Origin of the sequence: Nocardia sp. NPDC057227, assembly GCF_042669725.1 — a bacterium.
Taxonomy (GTDB): domain Bacteria; phylum Actinomycetota; class Actinomycetes; order Mycobacteriales; family Mycobacteriaceae; genus Nocardia; species Nocardia asteroides_A.
In genome coordinates, this window is the sequence record NZ_JBHUXA010000034.1 from 49,789 (window position 1) to 71,710 (window position 21,922).

23 protein-coding genes, 1 other RNA gene and 1 pseudogene are annotated in these 21,922 nt (G+C 69.9%); 11 read left to right on the plus strand and 14 right to left on the minus strand.

The window, feature by feature from the left end:
* Positions 1–41 precede the first annotated feature (41 nt).
* Positions 42–356: pseudogene (locus tag ACFUJ1_RS31390) on the plus strand (recombinase family protein); the annotation flags it as partial.
* 156 nt (positions 357–512) lie between these two features.
* On the opposite strand, the gene ACFUJ1_RS31395 reads toward ACFUJ1_RS31390, so the two are convergent.
* The 11 genes from ACFUJ1_RS31395 to prfB all read right to left on the minus strand — a co-directional run bounded on the left by ACFUJ1_RS31395 (position 513) and on the right by prfB (position 9,313).
* On the minus strand, positions 513–731 hold the full coding sequence (locus tag ACFUJ1_RS31395) for a hypothetical protein (protein ID WP_378650936.1): 219 nt from the start codon (positions 729–731) through the stop codon (positions 513–515).
* 36 nt (positions 732–767) lie between these two features.
* Complete coding sequence (locus tag ACFUJ1_RS31400) at positions 768–1,097, minus strand: hypothetical protein (protein WP_378650937.1); 330 nt, start codon at positions 1,095–1,097, stop codon at positions 768–770.
* A 130-nt stretch (positions 1,098–1,227) separates the two neighbouring features.
* Positions 1,228–1,596, minus strand: a transfer-messenger RNA (tmRNA) gene (gene ssrA, locus ACFUJ1_RS31405).
* Between the two features lie 47 nt (positions 1,597–1,643).
* Positions 1,644–2,117, minus strand: coding sequence for an SsrA-binding protein SmpB (smpB, locus tag ACFUJ1_RS31410; protein ID WP_378650938.1), 474 nt, complete (start codon positions 2,115–2,117; stop codon positions 1,644–1,646).
* Between the two features lie 48 nt (positions 2,118–2,165).
* Entirely contained in the window at positions 2,166–2,381 is a 216-nt protein-coding gene (locus ACFUJ1_RS31415) for a hypothetical protein (RefSeq protein ID WP_378650939.1), read from the minus strand.
* Positions 2,382–2,431: 50 nt separating this feature from the next.
* On the minus strand, positions 2,432–3,487 hold the full coding sequence (locus ACFUJ1_RS31420; protein ID WP_378650940.1) for a metallophosphoesterase: 1,056 nt from the start codon (positions 3,485–3,487) through the stop codon (positions 2,432–2,434).
* Complete coding sequence (recQ, locus tag ACFUJ1_RS31425) at positions 3,487–5,343, minus strand: DNA helicase RecQ (protein ID WP_378650941.1); 1,857 nt, start codon at positions 5,341–5,343, stop codon at positions 3,487–3,489. The genes ACFUJ1_RS31420 and recQ overlap by 1 nt, the downstream gene beginning before the upstream one ends.
* 84 nt (positions 5,344–5,427) lie before the next feature.
* On the minus strand, positions 5,428–6,333 hold the full coding sequence (ftsX, locus tag ACFUJ1_RS31430; protein WP_378650942.1) for a permease-like cell division protein FtsX: 906 nt from the start codon (positions 6,331–6,333) through the stop codon (positions 5,428–5,430).
* Positions 6,333–7,022: a cell division ATP-binding protein FtsE gene (gene ftsE / locus ACFUJ1_RS31435; protein ID WP_233020037.1), complete on the minus strand. Its 690-nt coding sequence runs from the start codon at positions 7,020–7,022 to the stop codon at positions 6,333–6,335. Before ftsE ends, ftsX begins: the two co-directional genes overlap by 1 nt.
* 187 nt (positions 7,023–7,209) lie before the next feature.
* Entirely contained in the window at positions 7,210–8,076 is an 867-nt protein-coding gene (locus tag ACFUJ1_RS31440; RefSeq protein ID WP_378650943.1) for a mechanosensitive ion channel family protein, read from the minus strand.
* Between the two features lie 115 nt (positions 8,077–8,191).
* Entirely contained in the window at positions 8,192–9,313 is a 1,122-nt protein-coding gene (prfB, locus tag ACFUJ1_RS31445) for a peptide chain release factor 2 (RefSeq protein ID WP_378650944.1), read from the minus strand.
* 99 nt (positions 9,314–9,412) lie between these two features.
* Here prfB and ACFUJ1_RS31450 point away from each other — a divergent pair, with 99 nt between their 5' ends.
* Positions 9,413–10,615 (plus strand): VWA domain-containing protein, encoded by a 1,203-nt coding sequence (locus ACFUJ1_RS31450; protein WP_378650958.1) that lies wholly within the window; start codon positions 9,413–9,415, stop codon positions 10,613–10,615.
* 12 nt (positions 10,616–10,627) lie between these two features.
* Here ACFUJ1_RS31450 and ACFUJ1_RS31455 read toward each other — a convergent pair whose 3' ends face one another.
* A complete protein-coding gene (locus tag ACFUJ1_RS31455) occupies positions 10,628–11,479 on the minus strand; it encodes a helix-turn-helix domain-containing protein (RefSeq protein ID WP_378650945.1) in 852 nt (283 codons plus the stop codon).
* Positions 11,480–11,606: 127 nt separating this feature from the next.
* On the opposite strand from ACFUJ1_RS31455, the gene ACFUJ1_RS31460 reads away from it, so the two are divergent.
* Positions 11,607–12,224, plus strand: coding sequence for an NADPH-dependent FMN reductase (locus ACFUJ1_RS31460; RefSeq protein WP_378650946.1), 618 nt, complete (start codon positions 11,607–11,609; stop codon positions 12,222–12,224).
* A 30-nt stretch (positions 12,225–12,254) separates the two neighbouring features.
* Here ACFUJ1_RS31460 and ACFUJ1_RS31465 read toward each other — a convergent pair whose 3' ends face one another.
* Positions 12,255–13,145, minus strand: a complete 891-nt coding sequence (locus tag ACFUJ1_RS31465) for an alpha/beta fold hydrolase (RefSeq protein ID WP_378650947.1) — start codon at positions 13,143–13,145, stop codon at positions 12,255–12,257.
* Between the two features lie 89 nt (positions 13,146–13,234).
* On the opposite strand from ACFUJ1_RS31465, the gene ACFUJ1_RS31470 reads away from it, so the two are divergent.
* From ACFUJ1_RS31470 to ACFUJ1_RS31490, 5 genes are all read left to right on the plus strand, one after another.
* Complete coding sequence (locus ACFUJ1_RS31470) at positions 13,235–13,894, plus strand: winged helix-turn-helix transcriptional regulator (protein ID WP_378650948.1); 660 nt, start codon at positions 13,235–13,237, stop codon at positions 13,892–13,894.
* Between the two features lie 102 nt (positions 13,895–13,996).
* The gene (locus ACFUJ1_RS31475; protein ID WP_378650949.1) at positions 13,997–14,203 is read left to right on the plus strand and encodes a hypothetical protein; all 207 of its coding nucleotides are present in this window, start codon (positions 13,997–13,999) and stop codon (positions 14,201–14,203) included.
* A gap of 120 nt (positions 14,204–14,323) precedes the next feature.
* Complete coding sequence (hisN, locus tag ACFUJ1_RS31480) at positions 14,324–15,106, plus strand: histidinol-phosphatase (protein WP_378650950.1); 783 nt, start codon at positions 14,324–14,326, stop codon at positions 15,104–15,106.
* Positions 15,107–15,293: 187 nt separating this feature from the next.
* A complete protein-coding gene (locus ACFUJ1_RS31485; protein WP_378650951.1) occupies positions 15,294–16,703 on the plus strand; it encodes an acyl-CoA dehydrogenase family protein in 1,410 nt (469 codons plus the stop codon).
* Positions 16,704–16,727: 24 nt separating this feature from the next.
* Positions 16,728–17,948 carry an acyl-CoA dehydrogenase family protein gene (locus ACFUJ1_RS31490; RefSeq protein ID WP_378650952.1) on the plus strand — a complete coding sequence of 407 codons (1,221 nt, stop codon included), beginning with the start codon at positions 16,728–16,730 and terminating at the stop codon, positions 17,946–17,948.
* A gap of 88 nt (positions 17,949–18,036) precedes the next feature.
* On the opposite strand, the gene ACFUJ1_RS31495 is transcribed toward ACFUJ1_RS31490, so the two are convergent.
* Positions 18,037–18,462, minus strand: coding sequence for a DUF4189 domain-containing protein (locus ACFUJ1_RS31495; RefSeq protein WP_378650953.1), 426 nt, complete (start codon positions 18,460–18,462; stop codon positions 18,037–18,039).
* Between the two features lie 351 nt (positions 18,463–18,813).
* Here ACFUJ1_RS31495 and ACFUJ1_RS31500 point away from each other — a divergent pair, with 351 nt between their 5' ends.
* From ACFUJ1_RS31500 to ACFUJ1_RS31510, 3 genes are all read left to right on the plus strand, one after another.
* Positions 18,814–19,392, plus strand: coding sequence for a DUF4352 domain-containing protein (locus ACFUJ1_RS31500; protein ID WP_378650954.1), 579 nt, complete (start codon positions 18,814–18,816; stop codon positions 19,390–19,392).
* Between the two features lie 40 nt (positions 19,393–19,432).
* Positions 19,433–20,077 (plus strand): hypothetical protein, encoded by a 645-nt coding sequence (locus tag ACFUJ1_RS31505; protein WP_378650955.1) that lies wholly within the window; start codon positions 19,433–19,435, stop codon positions 20,075–20,077.
* Positions 20,078–20,272: 195 nt separating this feature from the next.
* Complete coding sequence (locus tag ACFUJ1_RS31510) at positions 20,273–21,898, plus strand: acyl-CoA synthetase (RefSeq protein WP_378650956.1); 1,626 nt, start codon at positions 20,273–20,275, stop codon at positions 21,896–21,898.
* The last annotated feature ends 24 nt before the right edge of the window (positions 21,899–21,922 follow it).

The window sequence follows — 21,922 nt, forward strand, 5'->3', positions numbered from 1 at the left end:
ACCTGATGAACACGCTGCAAGGCTTGGACATCCAGGAGAAGATGCGCACCAAGGCCGTCAACGGCGGCACCCTCGGATTCGCCCGGATCGGCTACCTCAACACCCGCATCGAGTACGAGGGCAAGCAGATCAACACCATCACCCTCGACGAGCAGCGCGCCCCGCTGGTCCGCAGAGTCTTCGAGCTCTATGCCACCGGTGACTACGGGCTCGAACGCCTCGAAGCCACGATGGCCGACCTCGGCCTCACCGCCCGCGGGCGCTACCCCGAACGCCCCGTCAGCTTCAAACGTCTGCATCAGATGCTGCAAGACCCGTACTACGCCGGGTGGGTCGACTTCGAAGGCCAGCGCTACCCCGGCCGGCACGAACCGATCGTCACCCAAGCCCTGTTCGACCGCGTCCAGGACGTCAGAAACATGCGCAGCCGCCTCGGCCAACGCGACCGAGTCCTCCAGCACTGCCTCAAGGGCGACTTGTTCTGCCACCGCTGCCACACCGCCGAGCGAACTTCACGCCTGATCTACACCGAAGCCCGCGGACGCAACGGCACCCGCTACGGCTACTTCCTGTGCCGAGGCCGACAAGACGCCGTCTGCGATCTCCCGCACCTGCCCGCCGCGATGGTCGGACAAGCCATCCTCGACCACTACAGCACCCTGCAACTGCCCGCCAGGTTCGCCGAGGAGATCAGGCAGCTGCTCGATGAAGCCCTCGCCGACGAACAACACAGCGTCCGCACCATGCACGCCACCCTCACCACCCGGTCAAAGGAACTCGATGCCAAAGAGGAACGCCTGCTCGACCTCGCCGCCGACGGCACGTTGCCTCAGCACAAGATCAAAGAACGGCTCCGCAAGATCCGCGAGGACCGAACCAGTATCGAGACCAGCCTCACCGCCACCAGCGTTGAGCTGGCCATCGGCATCGACATCCTTGACCGAGCTGTCGACCTGCTCACCGACCCCCGCCAGCTCTACGAAACCAGCACCGACGAAATCCGCCGCCATCTCAACCAGGCGTTCTACCGACGCTTCTATCTCAACATCGATGGCACCAAAGCCAGCGAGCTTCATCAGCCCTTCGCCGACCTCCACGCCACCGCGGGCACCCGCCAGTTCTGTGACCCCAGCCCACGCACGGTCACTGGCCACCCCGCACCGAACGGAAAAAGCGGCCTTACTCTCCTCGGAGTCCTTAAGGACCCCGGTTCGAGTAAGACCGCTGTGGTGGAGCTGCCGGGAATCGAACCCGGGTCCTCCGTCGTGTCTTCAGGGCTTCTCCGTGTGCAGTCCGCTGTATCTCTACTCGGATCTCCCGGTCTCGCGGACAAGCCGGGATGACGATCCCAGTCGCTGTTTGCTCTCCCGTACGACTCCGCGACCGAGCCGGACGGTAAGCCCTCTAGCTGATGCCGGCACCGGAGCCGAGGGCATGCCCTGGGCCGACAGAGACGCTATCGCTTAGGCAGCGAGGGCGTACTCGCGCTGATTGGAATCGGCGCTTAATTGGTTGCAGCGACGCTTACGGTGGTCTCTTGCCTGCACCGACACGCTTCCCCTGAATCAACGTACGCAGTCGAAACCGTTCAGCCCCGTACGCGCCCGCGCTCTGCGGGCTAGTCATCTTAACATTCTACGCGGTCAGCGCATTCCCTTTATCCGCCTGCCGAGGAGGCGGGTCACCTCGCGCTCGGCGTCGCGTTTGGCCAGGTCCTGGCGCTTGTCGTAGTCCTGCTTGCCGCGGGCCAGCGCCAGCTCGACCTTCACCTTGCCGTCGGAGAAGTACATGGAGAGCGGGACCAGGGTCTGGTTGCCCTCGCGGGACTTGCCGACCAGGTGCTCGATCTCCTTCTTGTGCAGCAGCAGCTTGCGGACCCGGCGCGGCGAGTGGTTGGTCCAGGTGCCGTGGCTGAACTCGGGGATGTGCAGCCCGCGCAGCCAGACCTCGCCGTTGTCGACCGTGGCGAAGGCGTCGACCAGCGAGGCCTTGCCCTCGCGCAGGCTCTTGACCTCGGTGCCGACGAGCGCGATCCCGGCCTCGTAGACATCGAGGATCGAGTAGTTGTGCCGCGCCTTGCGGTTGGTCGCGATGACCTTGCGCCCCTGTTCCTTCATGACGTCAACCTTAAAGGCGCGGCGCAACGCTTTTGTTCCCGGCCGAGCTCAGCGCAGCATGATGTAGGTGGTCAGCAGGGCCGCGAAGGCGAGCACGAGCAGCACGGTGGAGAGCCGCGGCCTGCCGAGCCGGGGCGGCGGGGGCCGCCGGGTGCCGAGCCACGTCGTCTCGACCGGGTCGTGCGCGCGCGGGGTGCGCGGGCCCGCGTCGGCGCCGCCGCCTCCGGCCCCGATGAGCTCGGGCGCATCATCATCGTCCGCCATGCGAGCACGGTAACCGGCGCGGGCGCGCCGCGCCGGGTGTTCGCGGCGTGTCAGGCCAGCGCACCGCGGAATTCGGACGCAGCCGCGCCGGAGCCGGGATCCACTGTGACGACCTCCAATTCGATACCGCCGCGGCGGAACTCCGCGACCATGAAGCCGAGCTGGTGCCTGGTGTCGAAGCGGGCCGGGTGCGCGCCTGCCCCGCCGGCGGGCAGGCCGGTGGCGGTCTTCGCGGCGGCGCCGCTGACCAGCTGGACGGTGCCGCGCGTCCCCGGCCCCGGCTCGAGCACCTGCAGGGTGTGGTCGTGGCCGGAGAAGAGCAGCTGGCAGCGGCCGAGGACGTGCTCGTCCAGGAAGCGGCGCACGTGCACGCCGTTCACCGGCTCGACGGTGAGCCCCTCGTAGCGGCCCGCGTCGCCGTGCGGGCCGTTGCTCCAGAACGGCTGGTGCGTGCAGGCGACCTTCCATCGCGCGGGCGACTCGGCGAGCGCGCGGTCCAGCCAGGCGGCCTGCTCGGCCATGAAGACGCCGGTGCCCGACCAGTACGGGTCGAGCGGCGGCAGGTAGGCGGCGGCCGGGTTGATGTCGAGTACGAAGAACTCGACGACGGGGTTCTGCTCCGGCACCCGCACCGAGTAGTACCGGCTCGGCATCCACCAGCGCGCGGAGAGCGCGTGGTAGGCCACCTCGTCGTTGCCGCGCAGCAGCCAGCCGCCGTCGCCGGGCAGGGCTGAGCTGTTGTCGTGGTTGCCGAGCACCATGAGCCAGGGGAAGTCGAGGCCGTGGTTGGGGTGCTCGAACTTGTCGGCGAACTGCACGTCGCCCGGTCCGTCCGGGCCGTGCTCGTAGATGTTGTCGCCGAGGCCGAGCGCGAGGCCGAAGGGGGCGCGGGCGTGTGCGGCGCGGGCCGCGTCGGCCACCGCCCACTGGGTCGCGGTGCCGGTACCCGCGTCGCCGGTCACCAGGACGCGCACCGATTCACCGGAGGGGAACGGGTGCTTGGCCACCTCGGGCGTGACGGCCTGGGCCGGGGTCAGCCCGAGCAGCGGAACGCCGGCCACCGTGACCGCGGCGCCCGCGAGGAAACCGCGTCTGTCCAGTGCCATCAGCTCTCCTCGGCGAGCGCGGCGAGCACCTGCTCGCCGTACTTGGCCAGTTTGTTGTCGCCGACGCCGCCGACGGCGCCGAGCTCGCTCAGGCTGCCCGGCTTGCGGGCGGCGATCTCGCGCAGGGTGGCGTCGTGGAAGACGACGTAGGCGGGGACGCCCTGCTCCTTGGCGGTGCTCGCGCGCCATTGCCGCAGCCGCTCGAAGACCGGGACGTCGGCGGCGGGCAGGTCGGCGACGGCGGCCTTGGCGCCGCGGCTGGACCGGGACGGCCGCGCCGCCCGCTCCGGCTCCCGGCGCATGTGCACCTGGCGGCCATCGAAGAGCACCTCGTTGCCCGCGTCGGTGATCGAGAGCACGCCGTAGTCGCCGTGTACCGCGAGCAGCCCCTGGGCCAGCAGCTGCCGGACGACGCCGCGCCACTCGGTGTCGCGCAGGTCGGTGCCGATGCCGAAGACGCTCAGCTCGTGGTGGTCGTACTGCAGCACCTTGGGGTTCTGCTTGCCGAGCAGGATGTCGATGATGTGCCCGGCGCCGTAGGACTGGCCGCGCTCGCGCTTCAGCCGCAGCACCGCGGAGAGCAGCTTCTGCGCGGCGACGGTGCCGTCCCAGGTCTCCGGCGGGGTCAGGCAGGTGTCGCAGTTGCCGCAGGCGTCGCCGGGCTGGCCGAAGTAGGCGAGCAGGCGGGTGCGGCGGCAGCTCACCGTCTCGCAGAGCGCGAGCATGGCGTCCAGGTGCAGCTGCAGCTGCCTGCGGTGCGCGGCGTCGCCCTCGGAGCCCTCGATCAGCTTGCGCTGCTGCACCACGTCGCTCAGGCCGTAGACCATCCACGCGGTGGAGGGCAGGCCGTCGCGCCCGGCGCGGCCGGTCTCCTGGTAGTACCCCTCCACCGACTTGGGCAGGTCGAGGTGGGCGACGAAGCGCACGTCCGGTTTGTCGATGCCCATGCCGAAGGCGATGGTGGCGACGACGATCAACCCGTCCTCGCGCAGGAAGCGGGACTGGTTCGCGGCGCGGGTCCGCTGGTCCAGCCCGGCGTGGTAGGGCACCGCCGCGATGCCGTTCTGGTTCAGCATGGCGGCGGTCTTGTCGACCGAGTTGCGGGAGAGGCAGTAGACGATGCCCGCGTCACCCGGGTGCTCGGCTTTGACGAAGTCGAGCAGCTGCTTGTCCGGGCGGTTCTTGGGCTCGATCCGGTACTGGATATTGGGGCGGTCGAAGCCGGCGACGAAGCGGCGGGCGGTGCCGAGGTCGAGCCGCTGGACGATCTCCTCGCGGGTCTTCTCGGTGGCGGTGGCGGTGAGCGCGATGCGCGGGACGTCCGGCCAGCGCTGGTGCAGCACCGAGAGTTCCAGGTAGTCGGGGCGGAAGTCGTGGCCCCACTGGGAGACGCAGTGCGCCTCGTCGATGGCGAAGAGCGCGATCTTGCCGCGGTCGAGCAGCCTGCCGGTGGACTCCAGCCGCAGCCGCTCCGGCGCCAGGTAGAGCAGGTCGAGCTCGCCGGCGGCGTAGCGCCGCTCGACCTCGCGGCGCTCGTCCTGGTTCTGCGAGGAGTTGAGGAAGCCCGCCTGCACGCCGAGCGCGGCCAGCGCGTCCACCTGGTCCTGCATGAGCGCGATCAGCGGCGAGACCACCACGCCGGTGCCCGGCCGCACCAGCGCGGGCACCTGGTAGCAGAGCGACTTGCCGCCGCCGGTCGGCATCAGGACGAGCGCATCGCCGCCGCCGACGAGGTGCGAGACGATGGCGTGCTGCTCGCCGCGGAACGACCCGTAGCCGAAGACCCGGCGTAGCACTTCGTGCGCGGCGTCATCGGTGTCGAGGTCGAGTTGGGCGGTCGCAGCGGGTGAATCCACGCGGCCATCCTACGAGTGTGCGGCGACGGCGCACAGTCGCGCAGGACCGCCTGTGGACAAGTCCGCCGCTGGGGACGAACCGGCTCACTCCCGGACGTAGTAACGCAGCGTCGCGTACGCCGTGATGGCGGCGAAGACGATGCCGACCGGCGCGATCACCAGCGCCGTCGTCGCGATGTCCTCGCCGGTGATCCGCGGGAAGACCTTGCTGTCGAAGAGGTCGCCGAGCGCGCTGTCGATCACCAGCGGCCGCGCCAGCGCCAGGCCGATCACCGCGAGCAGCGAGCCCGCCAGCGCGGCGACCACCGCCTCCAGCAGGAACGGCAGCTGGGTGTACCAGCGGGTGGCGCCGACCAGCCGCATGATGCCGACCTCGGTGCGCCGGGTGAAGGCCGCGATCTGCACCATGTTGGCGATCAGCATGATCGCCGCGACCGCCTGCAGCACCGCGAGCCCGAAGGCGGCGTTGCGCAACCCGTCGAAGAGGCTGACCAGCCGGTCGACGATGTCCTTGTCGTTGCGCACGGTGCCGACCCCCGGCCGGAGGCTGTACTCCTCCAGGATCGCCGGGTAGTTCGAGGCGTCGGTCATCTTCACCCGCAGCGAGGCGGGCAGCGGGGTCTCGCTCACGTACTGGGCCAGCTCGGGCTGGTCCTTGAAGGTCTTCTCCTTGGCCTCGCGCACCGCGTCGTCCCGGTTCAGGAACTGCACCGAGACCACGCCCGGGGTCGCCTTGAGGTCGGCCGCGAGGCCGCTGCAGAGCGGCTGCGAGCAGTCCGGGTCGGTGGCCGAGATCTCCTCGGTGAGGTAGAGCCGCACCTCCAGCCGGTCCAGGAAGTACTGCTCGGTCTTGTCCGCGATGCGCACCGCGAGCAGCCCGCCGCCGAGCATGGTGAGCGAGACCGCCGTGGTCAGGATCATGGCGATGGTCATGGTGATGTTGCGGCGCAGCCCCTCGGAGACCTCGCCGAACAGGAAACTCAGCCGCATCAGCGATCAACTCCGTAGACGCCGATCGCGTCGTCGCGGACCAGCCTGCCGTTGTCGAGTTCGACCACGCGCCTGCGCATGGCGTCCACGATGTTGTTGTCGTGCGTCGCCATCACCACGGTGGTGCCGATGCGGTTGATCCGCTCCAGCAGGTACATGATGTCGGCGCTGGTGTCCGGGTCGAGGTTGCCGGTCGGCTCGTCGGCGAGCAGTACGAGCGGCCGGTTGACGAAGGCGCGCGCGATGGCGACGCGCTGCTGCTCGCCGCCGGAGAGCTCGGACGGCAGCCGGTCGGCCTTGCCGCCGAGCCCGACCATCTCCAGCACCTCGGGGACCGTCCGCTCGATGAACTCGCGCCGCTTGCCGATCACCTCCAGCGCGAAGGCGACGTTCTGCTGCACCGTCTTCTGCTGCAGCAGCCGGAAGTCCTGGAAAACGCAGCCGATGCGCTGTCGCAGCTTCGGCACCTTCCGGCCGGGTAACCGGTTCACCCGGAAGTCGGCGACCCGGATCTCGCCGGAGGTCGGCGACTCCTCCTTGATCAGCAGCTGCATGAACGTCGACTTGCCGGAGCCGGAGGGGCCGATCACGAAGACGAACTCACCCTTGCCGATCTCGACGGTGACGTTGTCCAGCGCGGGCCGCGTCGACGTCTTGTACGACTTGGTGACGTTGCGCATGGTGATCACGGGGAGCCAGTGTAACCAGCGCGCCTGCCGGATCCGCGCACGCCGCTACGGCGTGGGAAGCGGGACACTGTCCACCACCGAGACCAGCGACGGCCACTGCGGGCCCGAGGTCGAGGGCTCCGCCGGCTTGACGAACAGATACAGGACGAACGTGGACACCCAGGCGGTGACCAGGATCGCCGTGGACTTACGTGGTCTCACTGATACCTTCCCGGCGCAACGCCGCGGCGACCCGGACCCGCAGCTCGCGACCGACTTCGAATTGTTTGCCCGGCAGCGTGCGCGCCACCATGCGGATGTTCATCTGATCGCGGGTGAGATCCTCGACGCCCATCACCGACGGCTCGTCCAGCAGCAGCGGCTGCAGCTTGCTGTCCTGGTAGGCCCGGGTGCCGACCTCGTGCAGGATCTCGTTGACGCGGGTGATGTCGGCGCTCGCCGACACCGGGACGTCGATCGCGGCCCGCGCCCAGTCCTTGGACAGGTTGGTGACCTTCACGATCTGCCCGTTCGGCACCGTGATTACCTCGCCGTCCGCGTTGCGCAGCGTGGTGATCCGGAGCGTGACGTCCTCGACCGTGCCCTCGGCCTGCTCGGCCGAGCCGGTGACCGAGATGCTCACCACGTCGCCGAAGCCGTACTGCCGCTCGGTGATCAGGAAGAACCCGGCCAGGATGTCCTGCACGATCCGCTGCGCGCCGAAGCCGAGCGCGGCGCCGAGCACCGCCGCGGGCGCGACCAGCCCGCTGACCGCGAAGCCGAGCCTGCCCAGCACCTCCATGCCGACCAGCACGTAGGCGACGGTGAGGACCACCCAGGTGACCACCTGGGCCAGCGCGTGCCGGTGCTTGGCCGCCTCGGACCGCACCAGCGCGTCACTGCTGCGGAACCCCGCGTCGATCTTGCGGGTGACCCGATCCCGGATGTAGGTGGCGAACCGGCTGAACAGCATCGCCCCGAGGAGCAGCAGCACGATCTCCAGCCCGCTGGAGCGTAGCCAGGCGGTGGTGTTCGCCGCGGGCGCCAGTGCCAGGGCCGTATCGAGCCCGTTCACCGCCACCACCTCCGAGATTCACCGCTGTCCGGAACACGCACGCCGACCACATTACAACGATTCGGCCACGATCCACGCCTCGCCCGGAAAACACCGAAAAAGGTTGGGCAGCAGGCTACCCGGACTGCTGCGCGTCCGACATGCGCCAGCGGATGCCGGATTCGATGAAGGCGTCGATCTCGCCGTCAAGCACCGCGCTCGGGTTGTTCACCTCGTAGCTGGTGCGCAGGTCCTTGACCATCTGGTAGGGGTGCAGCACGTAGGAGCGCATCTGATTGCCCCAGGAGGCGCCCTCGTTGGTCTTGAGCGCGTCCATCTCGGCGCGCTCCTCCTGCCGCTTGCGCTCGAGCAGCTTGGCCTGCAGCACGCGCATGGCCGAAATCTTGTTCTGCAGCTGCGACTTCTCGTTCTGGCAGGTCACCACGATGCCGGTGGGGATGTGCGTGAGCCGCACCGCCGAGTCGGTGGTGTTGACGCTCTGCCCGCCGGGGCCGGAGGAGCGGTACACGTCCACCCGGATGTCACCCTCCGGGATCTCGATGTGGTCGGTGGTCTCCACCACCGGGAGTACCTCGACCTCGGCGAACGACGTCTGCCTCCGCCCCTGGTTGTCGAACGGGCTGATCCGCACCAGCCGGTGCGTTCCCATCTCGACCGAGAGCGTGCCGTAGGCGTACGGCGCCTTCACCGCGAAGGTGGCGCTCTTGATCCCCGCCTCCTCCGCGTAGGAGGTGTCGTAGACCTCGACGCCGTACTTGTGCCGGTCGGCCCAGCGGATGTACATGCGCATGAGCATCTCGGCCCAGTCGGCGGCGTCCACGCCACCCGCGCCGGAGCGGATATTGATCAGCGCGTCGCGCTTGTCGTACTCGCCGGAGAGCAGCGTGCGCACCTCCATCGCCTCGATGTCGGCGTGCAGCGACGTGCGCTCGGCATCGGCATCGGCCAGGGCGACGGTCTGCGCCTCACCCTCTTCCTCCTCGGCCAGCTCGTACAGCACCGGCAGATCCTCCAGCCGCTGCCGCAGCTCGGAGACCCGGCGCAGCTCGGCCTGCGCGTGCGAGAGCTCGCTGGTCACCTGCTGGGCGTGGTCCTGGTCGTTCCACAGGTCCGGATCCGACGCCTGGTGCTCGAGCTCGTCGATGCGGCGGCGCAGCTCCTCGACGTCGAGCACCGACTCCACCGTCTTGAGGGTGGTGTCGAGTTCGGCCAGATCTGCGGAGACGTCGGGATGCACGAGGGTCAACGTTACCGGGCGGGGGGTTTGCCGTCGGCAGCGTGGTCCCCGCGGGTTGGATGGGACCCCGCGATCGGCTCCTCAACAATTAGGAAGCGAATGTCGAGCACCACGTTGCGTAAGGGCGAGAACATCGCCCTCGACTGCCGGAACGTCTCCTTCGCCGTCACCCCCGATGGGACTCCGGTGGACGTCTCCGCGCTACTCCTCGGCCCCGGCGGGAAGGTGCGGGACGACAGCGATCTCGTCTTCTACAACAACCCGAGCCGGCACGGTGTGGAGATCGCGGGCACGACCGTGACCGTCGACTTCGACCGTGTTCCTCGTGATGTGGCCACCGTGGTGGTCGTCGCGAGCGTCGACCCGTCGAGCCGGGGAGCTGTCTTCACTCGGGCACCGCGGCTGACGGTCGCCCAGAACGGCGGGCGGGCGGTCGAGTACGCCGCTCCGGATTTCACGAATCGGGAAACGGTCGTCGTCATCGCCGAGGCGTATCGGCGCAACGATGCCTGGAAGATGCGGGCCGTCGGCCAGGGATATGCCACCGGGCTCGGCGGGCTGGCGACCGACTACGGCGTCGATATCGAGGCGGATGAGGATTCGGGGCAGTCCACGACGGGAGCGGCGCCGAGTCCCGAGCTGGCGAAGATCGGCGACCGGGCGCCCGCGCTGCTGCCCGTCGTCAGCGAAGCGAACAGAGCGCTGACCGATGCGGGCATGGGGAACCGGCGCGCGGCTGTCTATCTCGTTCTCGATCACAGCTATGCCATCCGGGAGCTGTACGAGTCCTTCACCGTCCAAGCTTTCGCCGAGCGAATTCTCGCCTTGGCGGCGAACCTCGATGACGACGGCACGGTTCCGGTGGTCTTCTCCGGTAAACGCGAGCCTTTCATCGAGGACCTCGGTCTGGAGAACTATCGCGGCAGGATCGGGCAGTTGCACACCCAGGTCGACTGGGGCTGGGGCGGCCGGGTCGACGCCGCGATGCGCTGCGTGCTCGACCATTACCAGGAATCCGGCGCCACAGACCCCGCTCTGGTCATCGTGCAGGTCAGCGACGAACCCAGCGACAAGGCCGCCGTCCGTACCCTGCTGCAGAACTCGACCATGCTCGGTGTGTTCTGGATCTTCGTCGGATTCGGCCGCGGAAAGCTGGCCTTCTACAAGAATCTGAATGCCTCGAATTCCGCCACCTTCCGCAATGTGGCCTTCTACAACGTCGGCAAGAATCCGGGTTCGGTGCCCGACGAGCAGTTCTACGCGGAGTTGGTGCGCGGGTTCAGTGCGTGGTCCCGCGCCTGACGACGACCGTATTCAACCCGATACCGCGTGTAGCGGTGCGCGGTGCCGGCCCGCGAGCGCGGCCAGCGCGGCGGCGGTGGCCTCGTCGGCCGGGAGATAGACGAACAGCCGCTGATCGTCGTCGGCGGGGAGGTCGAGGGTTTCGTAGGAGAGCCGCAGCGGACCGGCCTCGGCGTGCTCGATCCGGGTGACGCCGGTGGCGGCGGGCAGGCTCGGCACCGCGGCGACGCGGCGGGTGAACTCCGCGCCGGCGACGATCTCCAGTTCGTCGGCGAGGGCCGCGGTCGCCGGGTCTTTGCGGAAGGGGCCCTGTTTCAAGGCGGCGACCTGCTGGTCGGCGACGTGGTCCCAGTCCGGGTAGCAGTCGCGAGCCCGTGGATCGCCGAAGACGAACGACGCGAGGTTGGCGGCGGACGGGTCGTCGAGCAATCCCGTGGGCGCCATCAACCGGCGGTAGCCCTCGGTGTGGGCGATGACGTCGCCGATGCGGTTCACGACCACCGCGGCCGCCGGTTCCAGGTGGTCGAGAATGGCGCGGACCGGAGCGCGAACGGTGCGGGCCGGGCCCGTGGCGCCCATGCAGGTGAAGCCGGGCTCGGCCCCCTTGGCCAGGCGGTGCAGGTGGATGCGCTCGCTCGGCGTCAGCAGGAGGACGTCGGCGAGGGCGGCGAGCACCGCCGGGGACGGGTGCCGGTCGCGGCCTTGCTCGAGCCGGACCAGGTATTCGACGCTGACCCCGGCGAGGGTGGCGACTTCCGCCCGGCGCAGGCCGGGCGTGCGGCGCCGCGGGCCCGCGGGCAGCCCGACGCGGGCGGGGGTGACCGCCTCGCGGCGGCTGCGCAGGAAGAGGCCGAGCTCGTTCATTCCTCGACGGTACGGCGCGGGAAGTCCCCGAGGGTGGCCGTGGGACTACCACCCTCACGGCGGTCTCCCCCGGCACACCGAACCGGCCGAGGCTCGGAGGTGATCGAACTTCCGAGGAGGAACACCTATGAGCACCCTGCGTCTCGCCGTCGTCATCGGCAGCGTCCGCGACGGCCGCTTCGGCCCGACCGTCGCACGCTGGTTCACCGAGATCGCCGAGAAGGACGGCAGATTCACCGTGGACGTGATCGACCTGGCCGACCACGAACTCCCGGTCGGGCTCCCCGCCGTCTCACCGCGACTGGACCCGAACCCCGAACGCCCCGAGGGAATGCGCGGGCTCACCGAAGCCCTCGACAGAGCCGACGCCTTCGTGATCGTCACCCCGGATTACAACCGCAGTTACCCGGCCGCGCTCAAGGCCGCCATCGACTGGCACTTCACCCCGTGGGAGCACAAGGCCATCGGCTTCGTCGGCTACAGCGGGGCGTCCGGCGGTCTGCTCGCCATCGAGCACCTGCGGCAGGTCTTCACCGAGCTGAACGCGCACACCGTCCGCGACTATGTCTCGTTCCCCCGCTACTACCTGCTCTTCGACGAGAACGGCGCGCTGCGCGAGCCGGAGGAGCCCGCCGCGGCGGCGAGGGAACTGCTGGACCAGGTGCACTGGTGGTCGAGTGCACTGGCAGCGGGCCGACAGGATCGGTCACGGCGGGGACCGGCGCTCTCACCCGCGACTACCTGACGAGCGAAGCCGCTGCCTACCCCGACGATCTCACCGGAAGAAGGCCGACACCCGCTCGACCAGCCACCGCGGCTGCTCCTCGGAGACGAAGTGGCCGCAGTCCGGTATCCGCTCCAGCCGCATGTTGGCCGCGTGGTCGCCGAAGCAGGTGGGCACGCCGTCGGAGAGCGGATCGTCGCCCCCGTTGAGGTGCAGGATCGGCACGGTCGTGCGCATGGTGCGGGAGTGCCGCAGGAAGTGTGGAACCTCGCGGACCAGCACCGCGCGGTTGAATGCCACCGTCGCCGCTCGCGCGGCCGGCCTCCGCATCCGCTCGGCGTAGATCTCGGCCTCGCGCTCGTCGAACGCCCCACGATGCCGCCATGCCCGCAGACTGCGCCGAACCATCCGCTCCTGCAGCGCCGCCGACCCGCCGGCGGCGGCAAGCAGGTAGATGTGCCACGGCCGCAGAAAGACCGGCAAGCTGGGCCGCTGGCCCGTCCACGGGTGCACCCCCGCGATCGCGACGAAGCGGTGCACCCGCTCGGGCCGGTCCAGCACCGTGCGGTAGCCGACCACCAGTCCCCAGTCCCGGCCGACGATCCGCACCTGCCCGAGCCCGAGGTGGTCGAGCAGATCCCGCAGATCGAGCGCCATCCGGTCGAAGTCGTGCCCGGTGCCGTCGCCCTCGGACCAGCCGAGCCCGCGCAGGTCGGGGCAGATGACCCGGTAGTGCCTGGACAGCGGGCCGATCAGGTGCCGCCACTCCCACCAGTGCTGCGGCCACCCGTGCAGCAGGATCACCGGCTCCCCGCTGCCCGCTTCGGCCCAGTGCATGCGCAGCCCGTCGATCACGGCGAACCGATGCCGGACCTCGGCGTCGATATCGGCCGACAGAGCCTGCAGTGCAGGGATTTCGGCATCGCTCTTCGATGTGGTCATGCCGCCCTCCGCTCGTTGCGGTTACGTGCACTCGACCGTAACATAAGTTTTCGAAGTACAAGCTTCTTTTTCAAGAGCAGGAGGCGGGCGTGACGCGGCGCTCCTACAACCAGTACTGCGGGCTTTCCCGCACCCTCGATCTCGTCGGCGAGCGGTGGACGCTGCTGATCGTGCGCGAGCTGATGTCGGGGGCCAAGCGCTACTCCGATCTCGCGAGCGCGCTGGATGGGATCGGCACCAGCGTGCTGGCGGCCCGGATGCGACAGCTCGACGAGGACGGCCTCGTCACCCGCACCCAGTTGCCGCCACCCGCGGCTTCGCAGGTCTACGAACTGTCCTCCGCCGGAAGGGAACTCGCGGCGGCGATGGTGCCGCTCGCGCTGTGGGGCCTGGCGCACCGGCTCGACGAGCCGCGCCACCCGGAGGAGACCTACCGGGCCGAGTGGGCCCTGGTCTTCCTCGCCGCCACCCTCGACCCGGCGGCGCTCACCGGCCTGCGGCTGGTGATCCAGTTCCACATCGACGGCTCGTCGGCGCACCTGACCCTCGACGACGGCACGGCAGCCGTGACTCCCGGCGCCGCGGGCCGCGCGGACGCGACCGTCACGACCGATCTGCGCACGCTGGCGGAGCTCGTGACCCGGCCGATCGACCGCGCCGCGCTCGCCGAGCGGGTCCGGCTGACAGGTCAGCCTGAGGTGCTGGCGACCGTCCTTGACCTGCTGCCCGCCACCGTGCTCCCCGCCTGAGCCGAGCGCGGGCGTCACGCCCCCGGTTCGGCCCGGCCACCGCCGCGGAGACCGCCGCCCGGGCGGCTCCGGCTGGGTCGCGGTGTCCGCGGCACCCACTTCGTGCTCACTCGCACCGACGGAGCACCGCTGACGTTCGAACACGACGGCGAGCTCGCGGTCGCCGTGCACGGCCGCTACGAAGCGCGCGTGGCGCCCGCCGCGGTGCGCGTCCTCGTCGGGCCCGAACCGCTGCCGTGGTTCGAGCGGTACACCCGGATCGCGGAAGAGCGGCGTCCGGCCGCCACGGCAGGCACGCCACCTCGCTGATCGAGTCGACCCCTCCCCGCGCCCGGAGGATTCGGCCCAGCTTCGAGCCGGGGAACCGCGCTGCCACCGGCCCGGACGCTCACCGGCCGCGGCATCGGCTGAACTCGATAGGGTCGACCCGTGGCTGCCTACACCGATGACCTCACCCTCGCGCTCACCCTGGCGGACGCCGCCGACGCCATCACCGCCGCCCGCTTCGGCGCACTCGACCTGCGGGTCGACGCCAAGCCTGACCTCACCCCGGTCTCCGACGCCGACCTCGCGGTGGAGCAGGAGCTGCGCAGGCTGCTGACGGAGCGGCGCCCGGCCGACGCGGTGCTCGGCGAGGAGTTCGGCGGCGAGGCCGAGTTCGACGGCAGGCAGTGGGTGATCGACCCCATCGACGGCACCAAGAACTTCGTGCGCGGCGTCCCGGTCTGGGCCACGCTCATCGCACTGCTCGAGAACGGGGTGCCGGTCGTCGGCGCGGTCAGCGCGCCCGCGCTGGCCCGCAGGTGGTGGGCGGCCGATGGCTCCGGCGCCTGGACCCGATTCCACGACGAAGCCCCGCAGCCGATCACGGTGTCGAAGGTGGGCGGGCTCGCGGACGCCAGCCTGGCCTTCTCCAGCCTCTCCGGCTGGCGCGAGCGCGGACTGCGGGAGAACTTCCTGGCACTCACCGACGATGTCTGGCGGGTCCGCGGCTACGGCGACTTCTTCGGATACTGCCTGGTCGCGGAGGGCGCGGTGGATGTCGCCACCGAGCCGGAGGTCTCCCTGTGGGACCTCGCCCCGCTGGACATCCTGATCCGCGAGGCGGGCGGCCGCTTCACCGCGCTGAACGGCGACCCCGGCCCACACGGTGGCGATGCGGTGGCGAGCAACCGCCTGCTGCACGACACGGTGCTCCAGCGACTCACCTGATACTCACCGTTTGATCGAAACGGACCCCTCGACGCCTGCGATGGCGCGCTCACGGCGGCCCGGCGGACACTGGCGCCCGGCCCCGGTCACAAGGCTCTCGACGCACTTCTTACTCTGCAGTAAGGTAGTCTTACTCAGGAGTAAGATAGCTGGGACCAGATCTCACCCCCACCCTCGAGAAAAACAGGTGATGATGAGCACGCGAGACAGCGCGACGAAGCGACGTCCGGAGTCCGGCCGGAGCGAGGACTCCGCCGTCGGCCTGCACCAGCCCAAGCGGGACTGGATGGGCGCGGCCATGCGGGTGATGACCACCATCACCGGCTCGGAGCTCGCCGAGAAGTACAACCTGCGCAAGCCGCTCGAGCGGGCCACCTACGAGGGGACGAGGACCGGATTCCGCACCCTCGGCGCCGCGACCCGCGCCTTCGGCAAGGTGGCGGGCAACGGCGCGCCGAAGCGGCTGCCGGACAACGAGTCCAAGGCCAAGGGGTACTTCGACCTGACCCCGTCGGACGACCAGAAGATGATCGTCGACACGGTCAAGGAATTCGCGGCCGAGATCCTGCGCCCGGCCGCGCACGCCGCCGATCACGCCGCCGCCGCGCCCAAGGACCTGCTGGAGCGCGCCGCCGAGCTCGGCATCACCCTGATCAACGTGCCGGAGGAGCTCGACGGCGCGGCCAGTGAGCGCGGCGCGGTGACCAACGCGCTGGTCGCGGAGGCGCTGGCGCACGGCGACATGGGGCTGGCGCTGCCGATCCTGGCACCCAGCGGGGTCGCGGTCGCGCTCTCGCAGTGGGGCACCGACGCGCAGCAGAAGACCTACCTGCCCGCCTACACCGGCGAGAACGTGCCGCAGTCGTCGGTCGTGATCTCCGAGCCGCGCGCGCTCTTCGATCCCTTCGCGCTGCAGACCAAGGCGGTCCGCTCGCCCAGCGGCTACCGGCTGACCGGCGTGAAGAGCCTGGTCCCTGCCGCGGCGGAGGCCGAGCTGTTCGTGATCGCCGCCGAGCTGGACGGGCGTCCCGCGCTCTTCCTGGTGGAGTCGGACAGCAAGGGGCTGGTCGTCGAGGCCGACCCCAGCATGGGGCTGCGCGCCGGTGGCCTCGGCAGGCTGATCCTGGACGACGTCGCGGTGAGCACCGAGGCGATCCTCGGCGACGGTGACGCCGCCACCCGCGCCGCCGAGTACGCCGACGCGGTGCGGCTGGCCCGGCTCGGCTGGGCCTCGCTGGCGGCGGGCACCGGCCGCGCCGTGCTCGACTACGTCATCCCGTACGTGAACGAGCGCGAGGCATTCGGCGAGCCGGTCTCGCACCGGCAGGCGGTGGCCTTCATGGTCGCCAACATCGCGATCGAGCTGGACGGGCTGCGGCTGGTCACGCTGCGCGGCGCCTCCCGCGCCGAGCAGGGGCTCTCCTTCGGCCGCGAGGCCGCGCTCGCCCGCAAGCTGGCCTCGGACAAGGGCATGCAGATCGGCCTGGACGGCGTGCAGCTGCTCGGCGGCCACGGTTTCACCAAGGAGCACCCGGTCGAGCGCTGGTACCGCGATCTGCGGGCCATCGGCCTCGCCGAGGGCGTCGTCCTCATCTGACTTTTTCTCCAGGAGAGCTGAACAATGATCAACCTCGAACTCCCGAAGAAGCTGCGGGCCAGCGCGAACCAGGCGCACCAGGTGGCCGCGCACATCTTCCGCCCCATCTCGCGCAAGTACGACCTCGCCGAGCACGAATACCCGGTCGAGCTGGACACCATGGCCGCCATGGTGGAGGGGCTCAACGACTCCGGCACGCAGAAGATCGGCGGCGCCGCGGGCGGCCGCTCGGACGAGAACGGCCACGCCACCGAGCTGCTCGGCAATACCAACGGCGGCAACATGTCGGCGCTGCTGAACGCGCTGGAGACCTCCTGGGGTGACGTCGGGCTCATGCTCTCGATCCCCTACCAGGGGCTCGGCAACGCCGCCATCGCCGCGGTCGCCACCGACGACCAGCTGTCCCGGTTCGGCAAGGTGTGGGCCTCGATGGCGATCACCGAGCCGTCCTTCGGCTCGGACTCGGCCGCCGTCACCACCACCGCCGTGCTCGACGGCGACGAGTGGGTGCTTAACGGCGAGAAGATCTTCGTCACCGCCGGTGAGCGCTCCACCCACATCGTGGTGTGGGCGACGGTGGACAAGTCGCTCGGCCGCGCGGCGATCAAGTCGTTCGTCGTGCCGCGGGACGCCCCCGGCCTCTCCGTGGCCCGGCTGGAGCACAAGCTCGGCATCAAGGCATCGGACACCGCCGTGCTGCTGCTGCAGGACTGCCGGATCCCGGCGGACAACATCCTCGGCAGCCCGGAAGTCAACGTGGAGAAGGGCTTCGCGGGGGTCATGCAGACCTTCGACAACACCCGCCCGCTGGTCGCCGCCATGGCCATCGGTGTCGCGCGGGCCGCGCTGGAGGAGCTGCGCGGCATCCTCGCCGACGCGGGCGTCGAGATCGACTACGACGCCCCGGCCAACAACCAGCACGCCGCCGCCGCCGAGTTCCTGCGGATGGAGGCCGACTACGAGGCCGCCTACCTGCTCGCGCTGCGCGCCGCCTGGATGGCCGACAACAAGAAGCCGAACTCGCTGGAAGCCTCGATGTCCAAGGCGAAGGCGGGGCGCACCGGCACCGACATCACACTCAAGGCGGTCGAGCTGGCCGGTGCGATCGGCTACTCGGAGCGGCTGCTGCTGGAGAAGTGGGGCCGGGACAGCAAGATCCTGGACATCTTCGAGGGCACGCAGCAGATCCAGCAGCTGATCGTGGCGCGCCGGGTGCTCGGGCTCACCAGCACCCAGCTGAAGTAGTCGACGGACCGACGAAACCGGCCCGGACCAGTACTGGTCCGGGCCGGTTCGCGTGCGGGGCCGGGACCCCCGATCCCGGCCCGCGCGCTCAGCGGGCGTTGGCGGTGCAGACCACGTCGACGATGTGCGCGCCGCTCAGCTGGGCCGAGCCGGTGGTGGCGAGCACCGCCGTCGGGGTGATCTGCGCGATCAGCTCGTAGGCGGCGCGCTCGGCCTCGGCCCGGTTCGGGCCGGAGGTCGCCGCGTAGCCGTCGTCGCTGGCGACCAGCGCGCCGCAGCCGTTCGCCCAGGCCGCGAGGACCTCGCAGTCGGCGACGCCGCACTGGTCGAGCGCGACGCTGTTGGCCTCGTCGAAGTTCGCGAGGTCGACGCTGACCCCGTAGTACAGCGAGCTGTTGCTCACCGCGATCGCCGCGTACTGCCCGGCGGCATGCGCCGCGCCCGCGCCGAACACGCTCCCCACCGCAAGGGCGCCCGCCGCAACGGCGAAGCCGACCTTACCCATGACCCTCATCGATTCATCCCTCTGTCGAAACATGTTCCAGGTCTGGAACCTGGTCATCATTCACGGTTCCGGCAAATCCGTCCAGACGAGACAAATCAGGGCCGTATGCGCGTGGAATCCCAGATAGGTGAACGGAATTCGGCTCGGCCGCAAACTCGCGGCTCCGGCGCCGCCGGCGAACTGGACGTGCGACCGGGAATCGACCACTTCGGCATCACCGCCGCTGGTTTGCCAGCCATGCTGGCTAATATCCAGACAGTGCTCGACCGAGTGATACCAGCTCCCTATCGTCCCAACGTAGACCCCACTATTCCCTTCTCGCGGGTGATGACGCACACTCTCATGATGCAGGGGAACACCGTGAGTCACGGATTGCCGTGGCATCGGCGATCAGAGGGCAACCACACCGCGGGGGCGGCGCGGCCGATCAGCGACGAGCTGCCGCCCGGCTTCACGACGGCACCGCCCGGCTTCCGGGCCCGTCCGGCCCGCTCCGGCGCGCTCGCGGTGCCGCTCGCGATCATCGGCGGGATTCTGCTGCTCTGGGGCGGGGCCTTCACCGTCGCCAGGATGGCGACCGACCCGGCCCCGCTGCCCACCGCCGAGGTGCGGGACGCGGCGCTGGCCTTCCAGGTCACCGAGATCGAGCCGCCGGTGAAATCGCTCGGCCCGGCCACCGCGACCGGCGAGTACCGGGTGCTCACCGTGGTGGTGCGGAACACCGGCGACCGGCCGCGCTCCTGCGCGGGCTGCGACCAGACGCTCGTCGACGACCTCGGCCGGGAATTCCCCGCCGCCGCGATCCCGAGTTCCGCGGTGCAGGCCGGTGACACCGTTACGGTGAAGGTCGCCTTCGACGTCCCGGTCGGCACCGTTCCCGCGGTGCTGGAGGTGCACGACTCGCAGTCGTCCGCCGGCGCGAAGGTCGATCTGCGCTAGACCAACCAGCGTTACCACGACTCTTCGAGGAGAACTGGGTATGCATCGAGTGGGTTCACTGCGTCGTCTCACCCTCGCCGTCGCCGCGCTCGCGGCAGGCGCGTTCACGCTCGCGGGGCCTGTGGCCTCCGCGCCCGAGGCGACGCCGGTGATCGATCCGATCGCCGCCGCGCAGCGGCTGCGCGCGGTGGCGACGGGCAATCCGGACGCCGTCGCGGCGCTCGACCGGCTGCTCGCCGACACCGCGGCGATCGCGAAGGCCGGCGAGGTGGCGCTGCCCGCGCAGCCGTTCCAGGTGCCCGCGCAGTCCGATATCGGGCGCGGCGACGGCGGCAGCCTCTACGGCAACGGCATCGCCTTCGGCTACGACGGCTTCCGCTTCGCCTTCTTCGGCGGGCCGGGGACCATCGCGCCGAACCAGAACGACGCCAGGCTCGAGGTGGTCTGGCTCAACCTGGCCACCGGCGAGAGCGGCACCAACCAGCTGACCGAGCACCAGGACATCCCGGTGGACACCACCATCCGCACCGCCAAGCTCAACACCGGCGCCGGCACCGTCGTCGCCGCCATCTACGGCTCGCTCTGGCACCGCTGGCCGATGCCGGTGAGCGCGGAGCACCCGGACGGCTTCGCCTACCAGCGCGGCAATGTCCTCATGCCGACCTTCGGAGCGGTGTACAACTGACCCGACGCGGCCGCCGCCCCCGCTGCTCGGGCACGGGGGCACCCGGGGTTACGCGCTGGTAGGTACCGCCGGTCCGGTTTGTCGGCTTTCCCTGTGATCTGCCGCACTCACACTGCTACGGTATGCGTTCGTAGAAGTCCGGTGGGTTCGCGCTTCGGGCACGAGGGCGAACCCCGCTTGTGGAGGTGTTCGCCCATGAAGTTGGCCCATGCGCTCGAGGTCGTCAAGGCGCTGGGGGTGCTGCGGCAGAACGGGGTCAGCAATCCCAAGGCGCCGGTGGAGACGCTGCGCACCATGCGGGAGTCGCAGATCTACGGTCCGCAGGCAACCCTGGTCCGGCACTCCGCCCGGATCGTGCCCGACCAGATCGCGCTGGTCGACGAGCGCGGCGAGCTCACCTACCGGGAGCTGGACGACCAGTCCACCGCGGTCGCGCGCGGCCTGGAGGCGGCGGGCATCACCCCGGGCACCGTGATCGCGGTGCTGGCCCGTGACCACCGCGGCCTGCTGCTCTCGATGATCGCGGCGGGCAAGCTCGGTGTCCGGATCGCGCTGATGAACACCGGTTTCGCCAAGCCGCAGTTCGCCGAGGTGTGCGAGCGCGAGAAGGTCAAGGCGGTGCTGCACGACAGCGAGTTCCTCGGCCTGCTCGACGCGCTCCCCCCGGAGCTGCCGCGCTACCTGACCTGGGTGGACGAGGGCACCGAGCTGCCCGCGGGCGCGCAGACCCTGGACGACCTGGTCGCCGCGAACTCCGCCGAGCCGCTCCCGGCGCCCCCGCGCCCCGGCGGCTTCATCATCCTGACCAGCGGCACCACCGGGCTGCCGAAGGGCGCGCCGCGCACCAAGGTCTCGCCGCTGGCGACCGCGCAGATCGTCGACCGGCTGCCGTTCGTGCAGCGCGGCACCATGGTGATCGTCTCGCCGATCTTCCACAGCACCGGCCTCGCCACCTGGCTGGTCGGCACCGCGCTGTCGAACAAGATCGTCGTGCGGCGCCGGTTCGACGCCGAGGGCACGCTGAAGGCGATCTCGGACAACAAGGCGAACATGCTGGTCGCGGTGCCGACCATGCTGCACCGCATGGCCGAGCTGCCCGCCGAGGTGCGCGCGAAGTACGACCTCTCCGCGCTCACCGGCATCGTGCTGGCCGGCTCCGCGCTCTCGCCGGAGCTGTGTGTGAAGGCCACCGAGGTGTTCGGCCCGGTGCTCTACAACCTGTACGGCTCCACCGAGTGCGCCGTCGCCACCGTCGCCCAGCCGGACGAGCTGGCGCTCGCGCCCGGCACCGTCGGCCGCCCGCCGATCACCTGCGAGGTGCGGCTCTACGACGACGAGGACAAGCAGGTGAGCGCGAAGAACACCACCGCGCGCATCTTCATCCGCAGCGGCGCGCCGTTCGAGGGCTACACCGACGGCCGCCACAAGCAGATCATCGACGGCTTCATGTCCAGCGGCGATGTCGGGCACTTCGACGAGCACGGCCTGCTCATGGTGGACGGCCGCGACGACGACATGATCGTCTCCGGCGGCGAGAACGTCTTCCCGCAGGAGGTGGAGAACCTGCTGCTGGAGCGGCCGGACATCTTCGACGTCGCGGTGGTCGGCGTGGACGACGTGGAGTTCGGCAAGCGGCTGCGCGCCTTCGTCGTCCCGGAGCCGGGGCAGAACCCGGACGCCGAGGAGATCAAGGCGTACGTGAAGAACAACCTCGCCAGGTACAAGGTGCCGCGCGAGGTGGTCTTCCTGGACGACCTGCCGCGCAACCCCACCGGCAAGCTGCTGCGCCGCGTCCTGGTGGAGTACGAAGTCAACGCCTGAGCCTTTTCCGCCGCCCGGCGCGTC

Bases quoted from the DNA above. Each gene is read 5' to 3' on its own strand.
- ACFUJ1_RS31415 (WP_378650939.1), bottom strand. From the start codon at position 2,381: ATGGCGGACGATGATGATGCGCCCGAGCTCATCGGGGCCGGAGGCGGC.
- ACFUJ1_RS31510 (WP_378650956.1), top strand. From the start codon at position 20,273: ATGAAGTTGGCCCATGCGCTCGAGGTCGTCAAGGCGCTGGGGGTGCTG.
- ACFUJ1_RS31465 (WP_378650947.1), bottom strand. From the start codon at position 13,145: ATGACCACATCGAAGAGCGATGCCGAAATCCCTGCACTGCAGGCTCTG.
- ACFUJ1_RS31505 (WP_378650955.1), top strand. From the start codon at position 19,433: ATGCATCGAGTGGGTTCACTGCGTCGTCTCACCCTCGCCGTCGCCGCG.
- ACFUJ1_RS31420 (WP_378650940.1), bottom strand. From the start codon at position 3,487: ATGGCACTGGACAGACGCGGTTTCCTCGCGGGCGCCGCGGTCACGGTG.
- ACFUJ1_RS31450 (WP_378650958.1), top strand. From the start codon at position 9,413: ATGTCGAGCACCACGTTGCGTAAGGGCGAGAACATCGCCCTCGACTGC.
- ACFUJ1_RS31490 (WP_378650952.1), top strand. From the start codon at position 16,728: ATGATCAACCTCGAACTCCCGAAGAAGCTGCGGGCCAGCGCGAACCAG.
- ACFUJ1_RS31495 (WP_378650953.1), bottom strand. From the start codon at position 18,462: ATGAGGGTCATGGGTAAGGTCGGCTTCGCCGTTGCGGCGGGCGCCCTT.
- smpB (WP_378650938.1), bottom strand. From the start codon at position 2,117: ATGAAGGAACAGGGGCGCAAGGTCATCGCGACCAACCGCAAGGCGCGG.
- ACFUJ1_RS31460 (WP_378650946.1), top strand. From the start codon at position 11,607: ATGAGCACCCTGCGTCTCGCCGTCGTCATCGGCAGCGTCCGCGACGGC.
- ftsX (WP_378650942.1), bottom strand. From the start codon at position 6,333: ATGCGGCTGAGTTTCCTGTTCGGCGAGGTCTCCGAGGGGCTGCGCCGC.
- ACFUJ1_RS31455 (WP_378650945.1), bottom strand. From the start codon at position 11,479: ATGAACGAGCTCGGCCTCTTCCTGCGCAGCCGCCGCGAGGCGGTCACC.